Annotated in this window: 5 protein-coding genes; 2 read left to right on the forward strand and 3 right to left on the reverse strand. The window is 74.4% G+C overall.

Going from position 1 to position 14,716, the window contains the following annotated elements; all coding sequences use genetic code 11:
* Positions 1-186 precede the first annotated feature (186 nt).
* Complete coding sequence (locus tag F8274_RS24605) at positions 187-1,029, forward strand: PhzF family phenazine biosynthesis protein (protein ID WP_151464740.1); 843 nt, start codon at positions 187-189, stop codon at positions 1,027-1,029.
* Positions 1,030-1,082: 53 nt separating this feature from the next.
* Here F8274_RS24605 and F8274_RS24610 read toward each other — a convergent pair whose 3' ends face one another.
* Both F8274_RS24610 and F8274_RS24615 read right to left on the reverse strand, forming a co-directional pair.
* Positions 1,083-6,698, reverse strand: coding sequence for a calcium-binding protein (locus tag F8274_RS24610; protein ID WP_151464741.1), 5,616 nt, complete (start codon positions 6,696-6,698; stop codon positions 1,083-1,085).
* A 501-nt stretch (positions 6,699-7,199) separates the two neighbouring features.
* Positions 7,200-12,995, reverse strand: coding sequence for a TIR domain-containing protein (locus tag F8274_RS24615; protein ID WP_151464742.1), 5,796 nt, complete (start codon positions 12,993-12,995; stop codon positions 7,200-7,202).
* Positions 12,996-13,102: 107 nt separating this feature from the next.
* On the opposite strand from F8274_RS24615, the gene F8274_RS24620 reads away from it, so the two are divergent.
* Positions 13,103-14,335, forward strand: a complete 1,233-nt coding sequence (locus F8274_RS24620) for an SLC13 family permease (protein WP_151464743.1) — start codon at positions 13,103-13,105, stop codon at positions 14,333-14,335.
* A 17-nt stretch (positions 14,336-14,352) separates the two neighbouring features.
* Here F8274_RS24620 and F8274_RS24625 read toward each other — a convergent pair whose 3' ends face one another.
* The gene (locus F8274_RS24625) at positions 14,353-14,523 is read right to left on the reverse strand and encodes a hypothetical protein (protein ID WP_192579967.1); all 171 of its coding nucleotides are present in this window, start codon (positions 14,521-14,523) and stop codon (positions 14,353-14,355) included.
* Positions 14,524-14,716 lie beyond the last annotated feature (193 nt).

The following is a 14,716-nucleotide window of genomic DNA, read 5'->3' on the forward strand; positions in this document are numbered from 1 at the left end:
CGGCCCGGGGGCTGGTGGCCTGGCTCGGGCGGCAGGGGGTGCGCACGGTCATCGCCCACATCCACCCGGACCACCGGGCCTCCGCCGCCGTCGCCACCGCCGCCGGCCTGGCACCCACCGACGTCCGGCACGAGGGCGAGATCCGGTGGGCGGGGCCCGCCGGGCGCTGACGCGTACGGTGGCGCCATGACGCAGGTCCTGCGGTACGCCGCCTTCACCACCGACCCGGCGGCGGGCAACCCCGCCGGCGTCGTCCTCGACGCGGGCGCCCTCACCGGCCCGGAGATGCAGGCCATCGCCGCCGACGTCGGATACTCCGAGACGGCGTTCCTCACCGCCGCCGGCCCCGGCGAGTTCGACGTCCGCTACTTCAGCCCGCAGGCCGAGGTGCCGTTCTGCGGCCACGCGACCATCGCCTCCGCCGTGGCCGTCGCCGAGCGCGCCGGCACCGGCGACCTGGTCTTCCGCACCCCGGCCGGCGTGGTTCCGGTCGCCACCGCCCGGGACACCGACGGACGGCCCACCGCGACGCTGACAAGCGTGGCTCCCTCCGACGCCCCGGCGACGCCGGACGACCTGGCCGAGGCGCTCGCCGCCCTGGGCTGGGCCGCGGCCGACCTCGATCCGTCGCTGCCGCCCCGCGTCGCGTACGCCGGGGCGCACCACCTGATCCTGGGGGCAGCGACCCGCGAGCGGCTGGCCGCGCTCGACTACGACTTCGACCGGCTGCGCGACCTGATGCTCCGGCGGGGCTGGACCACCGTGGCGCTGGTGTGGCGCGCCGCCGGCACGCGGTTCGACGTCCGCAATCCCTTCCCGGTCGGTGGCGTCGTCGAGGACCCGGCCACCGGGGCGGCGGCCGCCGCGCTGGGCGGCTACCTGCGTACCCATGGTCTGGTCCAGCCGCCGACCACGCTGCACCTGCACCAGGGGGCGGACCTGGGCCGGCCGGGCCTGCTGGTGGTCGACGTGCCGGCCACCGGCGGCATCCGGGTGACCGGCAACGCCGTGGTCATGCCCGGGAGCTGACCGACGCCGAGGCCCGGCTCCCCCCGAAGGAGAGCCGGGCCCCGGACGCGTCCTCAGTCGGTGCAGGACGGTGTGTCGAAGTGCCCCGGCGTGCCGGGGAACGCCGGGCCGGCCCCGTGGTCCCGGTTGTCCCGCGGGTAGGTCAGGGCCAGCTCCAGGAAGGCCGACGTGCCGGCCGTGGTCACGTCGCTCGCGCCGCGACCGGCGCCGGTCGCCCAGGCCACCTGCCCGAGGAAGTTCTGCATGGCCGGGCTGTGCTGGCGGACGTCGTTGAACCCGCCGTACGCCGAGTTGCAGTGGGTGAACAGGTTGTAGGCGCCGTTCCAGTCGAGCAGCCGGTCGCCGTTGTTCGGCCCGTTCTGCGTCACGTCGCCCTGGAGCACGTCCCGGTCCCAGCCGCCGTAGATCCAGTCGGTGCCGTGGTGGTGCTGGTTGTCGGCGAGGACGTCGTTGTCCAGGTTGGTCGCCTCGAACCAGCGGCACGGGTCGACCGTGCCGGCGGCCAGGTCCACCGGCCAGGCGCCCGCCGCGCAGTTGTCCGGGTAGGAGCCGCGCGGCCGGAAGTCGAGCAGGTCGGACCCGAGCACCGCGGCGACGGCCGGGCCGCCGGTCGCCCCGGCGCCGCCGAACAGGTGGTCGACGTACTGGTCCTGCTGGCCCCGGGCGGCGGCGCTGAACACGCCGTTCACCAGGCACTGCGGGTTCGTCGCGTCGAGCACCGGGTCGCAGCCCCGGCCGCCCCAGAGCACGTCCGCGCCCTCTCCGCCGAACACCTCGTCGCCGCCGCTGTCGCCGCCGGTGTTGCCGAAGAGCAGGTCGATCCCGTCGTCGCCGTGCAGCTGGTCGACGCCCGGACCGCCGCAGGCCCGGTCGTCGCCGCCGCCGAGGTCGGCGCGGTCGTCGCCGCTGCCGGCGGTGACCACCTCGACCCCGGCGCCGCCGAGGATGAGGTCGGCGGAGCCCTGGTCGGTGGGGGCCGGCTGGTCGCCGGCGAGGGTGGCGTCGGCGCAGGTCTCGGCGGTCAGTCGCCGGTCACCGAAGACGGTCGCCCCGCCGTCGCCGCCGACCACGTGGTCGCTGCCCAGGCCACCGACGAGCAGCTTGGCCTGCGACTGGGTGCCGGCCGGCAGCGGCTGGTGGACGACCTGCCGGGCCGGGCCGTACCCGTCGGTGCCGTCCGGGTCGCCCACGCTGGACGGCTCGGCGATCACGTAGTCCTCGTCCGGGCCACCGAACAGCTCGTCGGTGCCGTAGCCGCCGACCAGCACGTCGTCGCCGCCGTAGCCGTACACGTGGCCGGTCTGGCCGTTGGCCGAGTGGGACACGACCAGGTCGGCGCCGGCGCTGCCGTGCACGGTGTCCTGGCCGGAGCCGGTGTCGACCCGGTTGGTCAGCCCGGCGTCGCCGCTGCCGGCCGCGTCCGGGTCGGCCGGGACGCTGCTGCCGGCGGTGTGGATGGTGTCGTCGGCCTTGCCGCCGTTGAGGATGTCCGCGCCGGGGCCGCCGATGATCAGGTTCGTCCCGTTCGGCCGGTCGTCGAGGACCACGCCCACGACGTCGTCGCCGCCGTTGCCGTAGACCCTGCTGGCGCCGTGCCCGACGGTGACGTGGTCGTCCGCGCCGGCGGTCTCCTCGGTCGGGTCCTTGAGCCTGGTCCAGTCGACCAGACCGGTGAGGCTCTTGTCCCCGACCGAGGTGTGCACGGTGGTCGTGCCGGGCCGGTCCACGGCGCCGAGGTCGCTGTCGCCGGCCACCACGTCGTTGCCGTCGCCGGTGGTGACGGTGTCCCGGCCGGCGCCGCCGGCCACCCGGCTGACCTGGCCGGCCGCCTCCGCGGTGACGATCACGTCGTCGCCGCCGCGCCCGTCCACCCAGGCCGGGCCGGTGCCCGTGCGGATCTGGTCCCGGCCGTCGGAGCCGAGGACGACGGCCGCCTTGTCGAACGCCGAGGTCTTCGTGCCGTCGCCGCCGGTGTCACCGTCGCCGAGCAGCAGCACCGACAGGGAGACCTTGTCGGCGTCGGCCACCTGGTAGCCCCGCCCGTCGACGACCACCCGGGTCAGATTCGGGTCGAGGAACTCCTGCTTGCGCCCGAGCGCCTCCACCGCGAAGCCGTCGAAGTCGGCGTCGCCGTTGGCGAAGTGCACGGCGTACACCTTCACCACGTCACCGGCGTAGGTGCCGGCGCCGTTGTCCCACGCCTTGTCCCCACGCTGGTCCTTCGTGCCGAACTTGCCGGCGAAGACGACCAGCGTGTCCCCGACCGTGCCGCCCAGCTCGGGTGGCTTCGGTGTGCAGTCGGGTTGCGCGCGGAAGTCGAGCAGGGTGGCGTCGACCAGCGTGAAGTCGAAGGTCTTGGAGAACAGGAACAGGTCGATGGTGATGTAGACCTTGAGGAACACCGAGAGCTGCCCGCTGGTGGTGAAGAGGCAGACCGGGTTCACGAGCAGCGCCTGGAGGAACTCGCTGGTGCGGAACTTCCCGTCGTTGTTCGGGTCGTTCCAGCTGAACCCGACCGTCAGCCGGATGCCGCCCTCGATGCCCGCCTTGACGATGAGCACGCTGACCTCGGCCCCCGCGGCGATCTCGCCGCGCAGGGTGACCACCGGGACGGCCTTGCCGGTGCTGTCGGCGGTCTTGAAGTAGAGGCCGTCGAGGAGGCTGACCGCGTCGAGGTCGGTGCCGTCGGTGGCGGCCTCCACGGCGTGCCGGATGCCCGCGGTGTCGAGCCCGGCGATGAACCGGGCGGTCACCGAGGCGCTGCCGGAGAGGGTGACCAGCACCGGCGGCGGGGCGTAGACCGGGCCGAAGGACTGCCGCCAGCTGAACCCGAGCGACAGCGGACCGGAGTCGAAGCTGACCAGCTCGACGTCCTGCCCCATGAGCAGCCCGAACAGCGAGCCGGGGTTGTCGAAGATGGGGAAGCTGAAGCCGGTCTTCTGGGCGTTGGACTTCCCGTCGGCGCCCGCCGCGAACAGCTTCTCGCCGTCGTCCCCGGCGGCGGTGTCCACCGCGGACTTCACCTCGTCGGCGGTTTTCGCGCTGGTGAACGGGTCGTCCCGCTTGATCAGGCTCTCCGCGGACGCCGGCGATGCCTCGGTGGTGAGCGCCTTGGCCGGGTCGACCAGGAACTGGCCGAGCGGGATCGAGCAGCCGGCGTCGCAGTCGGGTATCCGGTTCACAAAGGTGATCACCGCGCGGACGGTGTCGACGAAGTCGAGCTTCGGGCCGCCGGTGAGGGTGCTGAACGTCTTGGCGAGCCAGACGAGGGTGATGTCCGGTCCGCCGGTGGCCTTCGACAGGTCCGACAGCACCGGGATGGGCGCGTACAGGGTGTCGATGACCGGCTGGAGCGGACCGGTGACCGCCTTGAGCTTCTCCACCACCGGCTTGAGGATCTTGCTGAAGAAGGCGCCGGCGTCCAGCGCGATGTCGGTGAACGTCACCTGGAGCGGGGTGGTGACCCCGCCGCCGGAGGCGCTCAGCCCGCCCTGCTTGTGCTCCAGGCCCCACTTCAGGCCGAACCGGGCGCTGACACCGGGCAGCGCGGAGCCCACCTCGTCGCCGGTGTTGACCGCCGCCGCCAGCTTCCAGTCGATGTTCACCTGGGCGGTGAGGTCGGTGGCGAGCAGGGAGCCAAGGTCGGTGAACTCGGCGAGCGTGAGCTTCGCGTCCGGGTCGGCCGCGCAGTCCGCGGCCACGGCCGGGTCGAAGCAGCTCTTCTCCCCCGCCGAGCCCTTGAGGTCGACCCCGAAGTACGCCCGCACCAGCGGCGCGGTGCCCTGCTTGGTGGCGTTCACCTGGATGAAGGCGAGCTGGGCGGCCAGGTCGCCGGTCATGTCGAAGGCGGCGCCGATCTGCACCTCGGGCGCGGTGTCCCCGTCGTGGGTGGGGACGTAGAAGCCCTCGTCCCGGTCGAGGACCAGGTCCAGGTGCAGCTTCCAGCCCAGCTTGGCCTGGATGCCGTCGGGGGCGCCCTTCTTCGCCTTCAGCGACAGGCCGGGGATGCCCAGGTCGAGCGGGACGTTGACGCCCAGGCAGGTGTCGCTGTCGCTCGCGTTCGTGCAGCCGTCCGCGGCCGAGGGCGCGCCCCGCGACGCGGTCAGCTTGATCCGGATGGACTGGAAGTCCTCCGGCTGGCAGGGGGTGGCCACCCCGCTGCGGCAGCCGACCACCGCGCTCACGCCGGGGTCGAGGTCGGCCAGCACGTCGTTGAGCCCGCTCTGCACACCGGCGCTGTCCAGCGTGGCGTTCGCCAGCACCGGGCCGATGGCGGCCTTGACGTCCGCGCGCAGTTCGGCCACGAACTTCTGGCCCTGTTGCAGGTCGTCGCCGACCAGGGGCAGCTTCCCGTCGAAGCTGGCCAGCCGGAGCGCGTCCTCCACCTTGGCCAGGTAGCCGTCGATGCCCACGTTGAAGTCGGTGAGCTTGAGCGACAGGTTGGCGAAGCAGGAGGTGAGGTCCGGGGTCTGCGCGTGCGGCGCGAGGTCCAGGCCCATGGTGAAGGTGAGCAGGTTGGTGGCGTCTGCGGGTTCGCAGTTGTCGACGAACAGCGGCGCGCGGGCGCAGATCGGCGTGGTCGCGCTGCCGATCCCGCCGCCGCAGTCCACGCCGGCGGTGGTGAACGTCGGGGTCAGGCCGAGCAGGTCGGTGACCGGCCCGTCGGCCGCGAGCCCGCCCAGGCCCACGCTGAGGTCGGCCTTGACGCTGGCGAAGTCGGGGTCCTTGCCGAGGTCGAGGGCGAGCGGACCGACCCGGGCGGCCAGCGCCGCGTCGTCCACCCCGCCCTTCACCGTCACCTTGGCCGAGGAGTTCTTGTCCAGCAGGGGCGCCGAGTTGAGCTTCAGCGGCAGCAGCAGGCCGAGCTGCGCGCGGGCGTCGACGTCGAGGGCGAAGGTGCCCGAGCTGTCGAGGCTGACCAGGTCGCGGGCGCCGTCCCAGGCGAAGGCGAGCGGCCCGGCCGTGCGGACGTTGCGCTTCCAGTCCAGGCCGACCCGCAGGTACGGGCCGCCGGCCCGCTCGTCGAGCGTGAACTGGATCCCGCTGTCCGCGCCGATCGCCGTGTTGAGCTGGTCGAGGGCGTCCTGGAGGGTGTCCGGGGGCGCGGCGAGCAGTTTGTCCAGCGCGTCAGCCAGCTCGGGCCGCAGCGCGTACGCCGTGCCGTTCTCCGGCTTCGGCGTGCCGGCCGCGTCGACCCGCAGGGTCTGGCCGTCCACCCGGTCCAGCACCCGGTACGCCCTGCTGCCGATCACCAGGGTGCGCCCGGCCAGCCGCGGGTCGAAGGCCGCGTCCCCGCTGCGGTTGGCGTCCTTGAGCAGGAAGTCCGCCCCGTCGGCGGTGAACGTGACGCCCTTGCCGGCGCCGCTCTCGTCCACGCCGAGCAGCTCCCGGGCTGAGCGGCCGAGCAGCGGGATCTCGGTGTTCAGCGGTCCGCTGCCGCCACCGGGCTCGGTGAGCGCGGCGTTGACCAGCCGCAGCGCCTCGACCACGACCGCGAAGAGGGCCTTCGGGTCGTCCGGGTTGAAGTCGACGGCGAAGATCCCGTCGAGGCTGCTGGTGTCCACCACCGGCTGCTCGCCGGCCTTCCAGCTGACGTCCACGCCGACGCCCTGGCCGAGGGCGCCGGTGGCGCCCGGCACGCTGACCGTGACGCGGCCGGTGGTCTTCACCGAGGAGGAGACGGCGAGCAGGTTGCCCGGCTCGGACTGCCACGAGCGCGCCCGGGCTCAAGCCGAGCAGCGGCAACGGCTGGCCGAGCAGGCCGACCCGGGACAGGCCGCCCTCGGCCCAGGTGGCCGTGCGGGACATCAGGGTCCGGAGCGCGCTTTCCCACGCCTCGTCCGCGTGGGCCGGCGCCGCCGTCCACACGAGGGCGAGCGCCGCGGTCACCACCGCCGCGGTCAGGCCGGCGAGCAGCCGTCGTAGAGCCACCATGAGCCACCTCTTCCTCGATGGCCGTCACCGACGGCGCTGGTCCCGCGCCAGCACATCGATCGCGGAAGAGACCCACAACTTCTGTGTCGAGATCGTGACGGAGCGTCAAACTGATCGGTTCGCCTGGCCACGCCGCACGTCCGGCCGGACTGATCGGTCAGCCAGAACCGCCGGATCGTGTAACGAAACGGCCCGCGACGACGCTGGTGACGGTCACGTCGTGCGGCCGCCGGAGGTCAGAACGGGGCGTCCACGGAGAGCCGCCGCACCTGGGTCAGGTACGGGTCCAGCTCACCCACCTCGAACCGGCAGGTGCCGATGACGTGCCAGAACTGGCCGCCCGGGTCGCCGTCCAGCTTGTACCGGCCGTCCGGGCTCACCGCCGCCCAGCCGTCGGGCAGCCCGATCAGGGTGGCCCGCAGCTGGGCGTGCTCCGGGTCGGCGACGTCCCACAGTCGCACGGTGCCGTCGTCGCCGGCGCTGGCCAGCAGGCTGCTGTCCGGGCTGAACGCCACCGACCAGACTCGCCGGGTGTGTGCCGCCAGGGTGCCGTGCAGCCGGCCGGTGCCCGGGTCCCAGAGCCGGATCACCAGGTCGTCGCCGGCCGTGGCGAGCAGGTTGCCGCTGGGGCTGAACGCGCAGGACCAGAGCCGGCCGGTGTGCTCGGTGAGCACCGTGCGCCGTTCACCGGTGAGCGCGTCCCAGACCACGGCGACGCCGTCGTTGCTGGCGCTGGCGATCAGCGTCCCGTCGGTGTTGAAGGACACCGCGTACACCCGATCGGTGTGGTGTTCGAGGGTGAGCCGGCAGGTCGCGGTGGCCGCGTCCCAGAGCCGGACGAGCTGGTCGTCGCAGCCGGTGGCGATGGTCTCGCCGTCCGGGCTGAACGCCATGGCGCGCACCCGGCCCCGGTGCGGGGTGAGGGTGGCGAAGTGCCGGCCGGTACGCCGGTACCACAGCCGTACGGTGTCGTCGTCGTTGGCGGTGGCGAGGGCGTCGCCGTCGGGGCTGAACGCGGTCGCCCAGACGTGGTCGGTGTCCACGTTGAGTTCCCGCTCGTCGAGGCCGGTGTCGGTGTTCCACAGGTGCACGCCGCCGTCGCCGCTCGGCGCGGCGACCAGCGACTCACCCGGGCAGAAGACGGCCGACAGCAGCCGGTCGGCCGGGCTGGCGAGCTGCCGGACCAGCCGGCCGGTGCGCGGCTCCCAGAGCCGGACCACGCCGTCGTTGCCGCAGGCCGCCAGGACCTCGCCGTCGTCCCGGAAGGACAGCGCCGTGACCCGCCGGCCGTGCCCGCGCAGGGTGTGCTGGAGCTGCCCGGAGCGCACGTCCCACAGCCGGGTGGTGCCGTCGTTGCTGCTGGTCGCCACCTGGGCCTGGTCGGGCCGCCAGACCACCGGCCAGACCGAGCCGCGGTGCCGGGTCAGCTCGTGCCGCAGCTGGCCGTCGGCGCTGTCCCAGAGCTGGATCGCCCCGTCGCTGGCGGCGGTGGCCAGGACGCTGCCGTCGCCGTTGAACCGGACGCTGTAGATCGCGCCGCGCTGCCGGCCGAGCACCCGGACCGGGCGGCCGGTCTCCAGCTCCCAGAGCCGCAGCGCGCCGTGGGTGTCGCCGGTCGCCATCAGGGTGCCGTCCGGGTGGATGTCGAGGGCGTACACGTCGGCTTCGTGGCCGCGCGGCTGGCGCAGCAGCTCACCGTCGGTGGCCCGGCGGATCCACACCCGGCCGTGCTGGCCGACCGCGGCCAGCAGCCGGCCGTCCGGGCTGTGCACCACACGGTAGACCACCTCCGGCTCGCGCACCTCGAAGGCGAGCCGGCCGGAGGGGATGTCCCAGCCCCGCACCACGCCGGCGCTGTCGACCACCACGACCCGCCGGCCGTCCGGGCTGAACGAGGTGCCCCAGATCGGCGCGGCGTGGCCGGGCCACTCCTGCCGCAGCCGGGCCGTCCGGGTGTCGTAGAGCCGGACCACGCCGGCCGCGTCGCCGACCACCAGCCGGCCCCGCGCGCCGTCGGTGAGCAGCGGCCACACCCAGCCGTCGAAGACGTCCTCGATGACGTGCCGCACGTCGCCGTGGTCGGCGTCCCAGAACCGGACGGTGAGGTCGGCCGCACCGGTCACGAGCTGGTGCGAGGCGGCGTCGAAGCGGACCGCGTAGACCCGGCCCCGGTGGCCCTGGAGGGTACGCACCGGCAGCCCGGCCGCCGTGTCGCAGATGAGCACACCACCGTCGTCGCTGCCCACCGCGAGCACCGACCCGTCCGGGCTGTACGCCACCGGCACCGGCAGCCGGCCCACCTCGAAGCCGTACGCCACGCCGACGGCGGGCGGGGCCAGGCCCGGCGCGACCGGGCGGCCCGGGGCGACCACGGCGCCGCGCAGCTCCGGCGCGCGCAGCAGCGCCGCGTCGGCGCTCACGTCGATCAGCGCCGTCCGGTGCCAGCTGCTACCGCTGATCCGCGCGCCACGCAGGTCGGCGCGGAACAGCCGGGCGCCGGCCAGCTCCGCGTCGCGCAGGTCGGCCCCGGCGAGGCGGGCATGGTCCAGGCGAGCGCCGCGCAGCCGGGCGTGCTCCAGCCTCGCCTCGGTGAGGTTGGTGGCGACCAGCCGGGTGTCGGTGAGGTCGGCGCCGGTCAGGTCCGCCCCGGCGAGTTCCCGGTGGGACAGGTCCTCGCCGCGCAGCACCGCGCCGCGCAGGTCGGCCCGGTCGGGCAGCCGCAGCCGGGCGCTGAGCCGCAGGGCGTTGGCCCGGACCGTCTCGCCGGCCGCCTCGTCGCCCAGCACCCGGGCGGTCCAGGCGGTGCAGCGGGCCGGATCGGCGAGGTCGCCGAGGAACTCCACGGTCAGCGCGGACAGCGGGCGCACCGCCAGCGCGGCCGGCTCCTCACCCCGGTTGAGCTGCGCGGCGACCCCCTCGGCGACCAGCCACTCCATCACCGAGGTGTGGATGAACCCGAACAGCCCGTCGTCGGTGCGGACCAGCAGGCTGCCGGCGCCCACCGCGTGGATGGCCTGCGGCCCGGACAGCCGGGAGTCGGCCAGCCCGGCGAGCTGACCGGCGGCCTCGGCCAACTCGGCCAGCCGCAGGTAGGACTCGCCGCTCTCCCAGAGCTGGAAGGCCAGCCGGCTCACCGCGTGCCACAGCTCGGGCCGGCGCAGGCTCACCGGAGCGCCCGGGATGCCCTGGGTGCGCCGCTCCTCGAAGTCCAGCCAGGACTCCAGGATCTCCCGGTACAGCGCGGCCGCGCTGAACGTGCCGCCCGCACCGGCCACGGCCGCCAGCCGCCCCTCGTCGAGGTTGGCGATGAAGCCGAGCATCCGCGGGTTGCGGGAGAGGCCGAGCAGGTCCTTCACCCCGGCCAGCAGGTCCAGCCGCTCGCGGGCGGCCCGCTCGTCGCCGCCGTAGCGGTTGCGCAGGAAGGTCTCGATCTGGCCGGGGGTGAAGTCCTCGATGGCCACCACCCGGCGGTGCGGCAGCAGGCCCACCCGCTCCCCCAGCGCGGTCAGCACCTGCGAGTTGGTCTTGAAGTGCTGGGTCCGGCTGCTCACCACGATCTTCGCGTGGCCCTCGGCCGCCTGGAGCAGCGTCTCCAGGTGGTCGGCCGCCCGGTCGTAGGTCACCCGGGCGACCAGCTCGTCGAAACCGTCGAAGAGCAGCACGATCCGGCCCTGGCGGAGCATGTAGCGGAACGCCTTGAGGTCGATGACCTGCTCGCCGTGGTTGGCCAGGTGGGCGGCCACGAGCCCGTCGACCGAGTGCGCCTTGTCCAGCGCGCGCAGCTCCACCAGGATCGGGATCAGGTCGGGGGCGGCCGTGGGCAGCCGGCGGGCCACCTCGCGCAGCGCGAAGGTCTTGCCCCGGCCGAAGTCGCCGAGCACCAGCACGAACCGGCCGTCCGGCGCGGAGATCAGCTCCAGCAGCTCGTCCACCACGTCCTCGCGGACCCGCTGGTCGGCGCCCACCAGGTGCCGGTAGCGCTGCGGGACGTACTGGACCGGCGGGTAGAGCCGGTCGGCCTGCAGCCGGGCGGTCTGCGCCGCGACGTAGTCGCGCAGGTCGAGCAGGCCCTGGAACTCGGTCAGGTGCAGCAGCCGCACGCCGCGCCGCTGCGCCGCCTCGGCCAGCCCGCGCGGCACCCGGTCGCCGTCGTAGACCAGCTCGGAGGGGATGTCCGGGTCGGTGGCGTGCACCCGCCGGGCGAAACCGTCGACGTCGGCCGGGGACGGGGTGCCCACGTGCGCCCCGACCCGCTGCTGCCGGACCACCCCGTCCGCCCGGTAGGTGACGTAGAGGTGCGGCGGGTCGGCCTCGACGCGGCGGACCACCACCCGGTCGTGGCGCGCCTCGCAGACCTCGGCGAGCCGGTCGAGCAGGCGCTCCAGCGGAGCGGGCGCGGGCACGGCCGGTGGCGCCGGCGGGTCCTCGGCGGAGCCCTGGGTGGGTCCCTCCACCACGGTGGGCAGCCGGGGGTCGGGCACCTGGGCCGGGCCCGCCGCGCCGAAGGTCGCGTCGGCACGCGGCCAGCTCAGCCGGGTCGGCTCGCCCATGTCGTGCCGGTCGTCGCGGCCCAGCACCCAGCGGGTCATCCCGTCGGCGCCGAGCCGCAGCACCTGGGCCCGGCCGTCCCGCGAGGCGGTGGCCAGCGGCACCACCGGGTCGACCCGGGGGCCGGGCGCGGCGTCGGCGAGCAGCAGGTTGAGCATCGGACCGACCAGCCGGTTGAACGAGCCGCGGTCGCGCAGCGACACCCCGTCGGACACGGCCACCTCGTCCGCGTACGGGGTGCGCGGGCCGGGGGCGTGCGCCATGGCGCCGAGCCGCAGCCACCCGGACTGCTGGTAGTGACGCAGCCGCTGGGCGAACCAGGTGGACTGGGCCTCGCCGAGGAAGCCGTACCGGTCCTCCTCGCGGTGGGTGATGGCCACGGTGGAGTTCAGCCCGGCCACCACCACCCGCAGGTCCGGCACCGGGAACAGGGTCCACGGCTGCTCGCTGTCGAAGATGCGGTCCTCGAGGCCCTGGTAGAGCTCGTCGAAGAGGCGCGCGTAGTGCCGCCACTTCGGCCAGTAGGGCGGCTGCGGGTCGACGTCGTCGGCCTCGCAGGTGGCGAAGTAGGCGCGGCTGGCGGCCATGGTGACGTCGCGCGGGCCGGGCACCACGACGAGCCGGTGCGGCTCCAGGCCGAGCAGCACCCGCAGCCCGGTGAGGAAGCTCAGCGCGTCGGAGAACTCCCGGGGGCTGCCCGACTCGGTCAGGTTGCCGGCCACCACCAGCAGGTCCGGCCGGGGCACCCCGTCGTTCATCAGCAGGGTGAGGTCGCCCATCAGGTGTTCCTGGAGCTCGCCCGGGGTGACCGGGGCCCCCGGCTCGATCACCCCGCGGCCGAAGCGCGGCCCGGCGACCTGGAGCACGCTCAGGGTGCCGCGCGCCGTCGGCGCGGCTGCCGCGGCCGGCGGGAAGGGCGGCGGGTTGATCGGGGTACGCCGGGCGCGGCGCGGCGCGGGCGCGCCGGTGGCGGGCGCGGCGAGCACCCCGGCCGGGTCGTCGAGGTGGTGCGGGAAGGTGGGCTGCCGCATCGGCTTGGCCCGGCCGTCGAGCGCCTCCCGGATCCGGTCGAGCACCCGGCCCCGCGCCTGCGCCGGATCGCTCACGCCGACCAGGTCGACGTAGGTGATGGTGGCGAGCAGGCCGTCGATCGGGCAGTCCTCGACCCGCACGGTGACCAGCTTGTTGCCGGTGCCGTCCGGGTCGGCGCGCAGCGCCGCCTGCCATTCGAGCTTGCCGTAGGTGGAGTGCAGGTAGCGTTCGGACAGCACCGCCACGACCACCTCGGCCTCGCGGACCCCGCGGTCCATGAAGTCGATGAAGTTGGTGCCGGCCACGAAGTCCCACGCCTGGAGCAGGGTGCGGTAGCCGGCCGCCTCGAACTCCCATGCCAGCCAGGTCGCCCAGCGCTCGTCGGCCGGCGAATAGCTGATGAAGAAGTCGATGGGGCGGTCGGACCGGGTCGGGTGCGCGCCTACAGCCACATGGTCATTATGGCCACCGACCGTCAATCCGTGGATACCCTCGGCAGCCGCCGGCCGGTCGCGTCGGGCCGGTCCGGGCGGGCGGGGGTGTGCGAGGATCATGCCTCGTGGAGACCGTGGGCGAGCCGCCGTCCACCGCGCCGGACCGATCCCGCTGGGGGCGGCTGCACGTCCTGGACTGGATCGCGCTGGGCCTGGCCGTCGTGGGCGTCGTGTGCGTCCTCACAGGACTGCTCCCCCGCGCCGACGCCGAGGCCACCGTACGCCGGATCGTACCCATCCTGATCTTCCTCGGCACGGTGGTGGTGCTGGCCGAGCTGACCGCCGTGGCCGGGGTGTTCGACGCGCTCGCCGCCCGGATGGCGATCACGGCCCGGGGCAGCTACCGGGCGCTGTTCTGGCTCTGCGTCGGGTTCGCCTCGGTGACCACCATCGCGCTCAACCTGGACACCACGGCGGTCCTGCTCACCCCGGTGATGATCGCCCTGGCCCGCAAGCTGGGCGTGCCGCCGACCCCGCTGGCCATGACCACGGTCTGGCTGGCCAACACGGCGAGCCTGCTGCTGCCGGTGTCCAACCTGACCAACATCCTGGCCAGCGACCGGATCGGCCTGGAGCCGGTGCCCTGGGCGGCCCGGATGTGGTGGCCGCAACTGGTGGCCATCGTGATCACCATGCTGCTGCTCTGGTGGTGGTACTGGCGGCCGGCCCGCGCCGGAGCGGATCCGTTCGTCCCGCCGCCGCCGCACGTGCCGCCGGACCGGGCGCTCTACCGCACGGCGCTCGCCGCCTGCCTGCTCTTCGTCGCCGGAATCCTGGTCGGGGTCGAGATCGGACTGGCCTCCGGGGTGGCCGCCGCGATCCTGGTCGCCGGGTTCGCGGTGCGCGCCCGGGGCAGCCTGCGGCTCGCCCTGGTCCCGTGGCGGCTGCTGGTCTTCGTGACCGGGCTGTTCCTCGTGGTGCAGACCATTGGCCGGCACGGCCTGGACACCCTGCTGGGGACCCTGATCGGCGCCGACCCGGGCGCCGAGGGCGCGCTGCGGGCCGGCGGGGTCGGCGCGCTCTTCGCCAACGTGGTCAACAACCTGCCCGCGTACCTGGCCGGCGAGGCGGTCATCGCCACCGACCGGCACACCCAGTTGCTGGCCCTGCTGGTCGGCACCAACGTCGGCCCGCTGGCCACCCCGTGGGCGTCGCTGGCGACGCTGATCTGGTACGAGCGCTGCCGGGCCGCCGGGGTGGCCGTCCCGCTGGGCCGGTTCGTGGCCACCAGCGCGGCGCTCGCCGTGCTGGCCACCGCGGCCACCGTGGCCGCCCTGCTGCTCGGTCCCGGGTCCTGATCCCGGCGGGGGGGTCGCTAGCCCCGCTGCCGCTCCGGCGTGACGCCCTCGTAGCGGGCGCGCATCACCGGGCCGGCGGCGGGCCCGGCGGCGAAGACGAAGTGCTCGGAGTGCAGCTCGCGGCCGGTGGTCCGGTCCACCACGACCGGTTCCACCTCGGCGCCGGTCTCCCGTTCGACGAGGATCATGCTGCGCGTCGCCGAGAGCGGGCACTCGCGGTCCTCCAGGCGTCCTCCCTGCCATGCTGATACGACGCCGCCGCGCGTCCGTCCCGTGCTGCCCGAGGAGAGGAGACACATGGCACCGCCCCTGTCCGACCGGGACTCGCTCGCCGGCCGGCGCGCGCTGGTGACCGGCGGCACGAAGGGGGCCGGGTGGGCG

The organism is Micromonospora sp. AMSO31t, from assembly GCF_008868175.1.
GTDB lineage: Bacteria > Actinomycetota > Actinomycetes > Mycobacteriales > Micromonosporaceae > Micromonospora.

What these genes read in the sequence shown, in the direction of transcription:
- F8274_RS24605 (WP_151464740.1), top strand. Translation starts at nt 187, where the DNA reads ATGACGCAGGTCCTGCGGTACGCCGCCTTCACCACCGACCCGGCGGCG.
- F8274_RS24625 (WP_192579967.1), bottom strand. Translation starts at nt 14,523, where the DNA reads ATGATCCTCGTCGAACGGGAGACCGGCGCCGAGGTGGAACCGGTCGTG.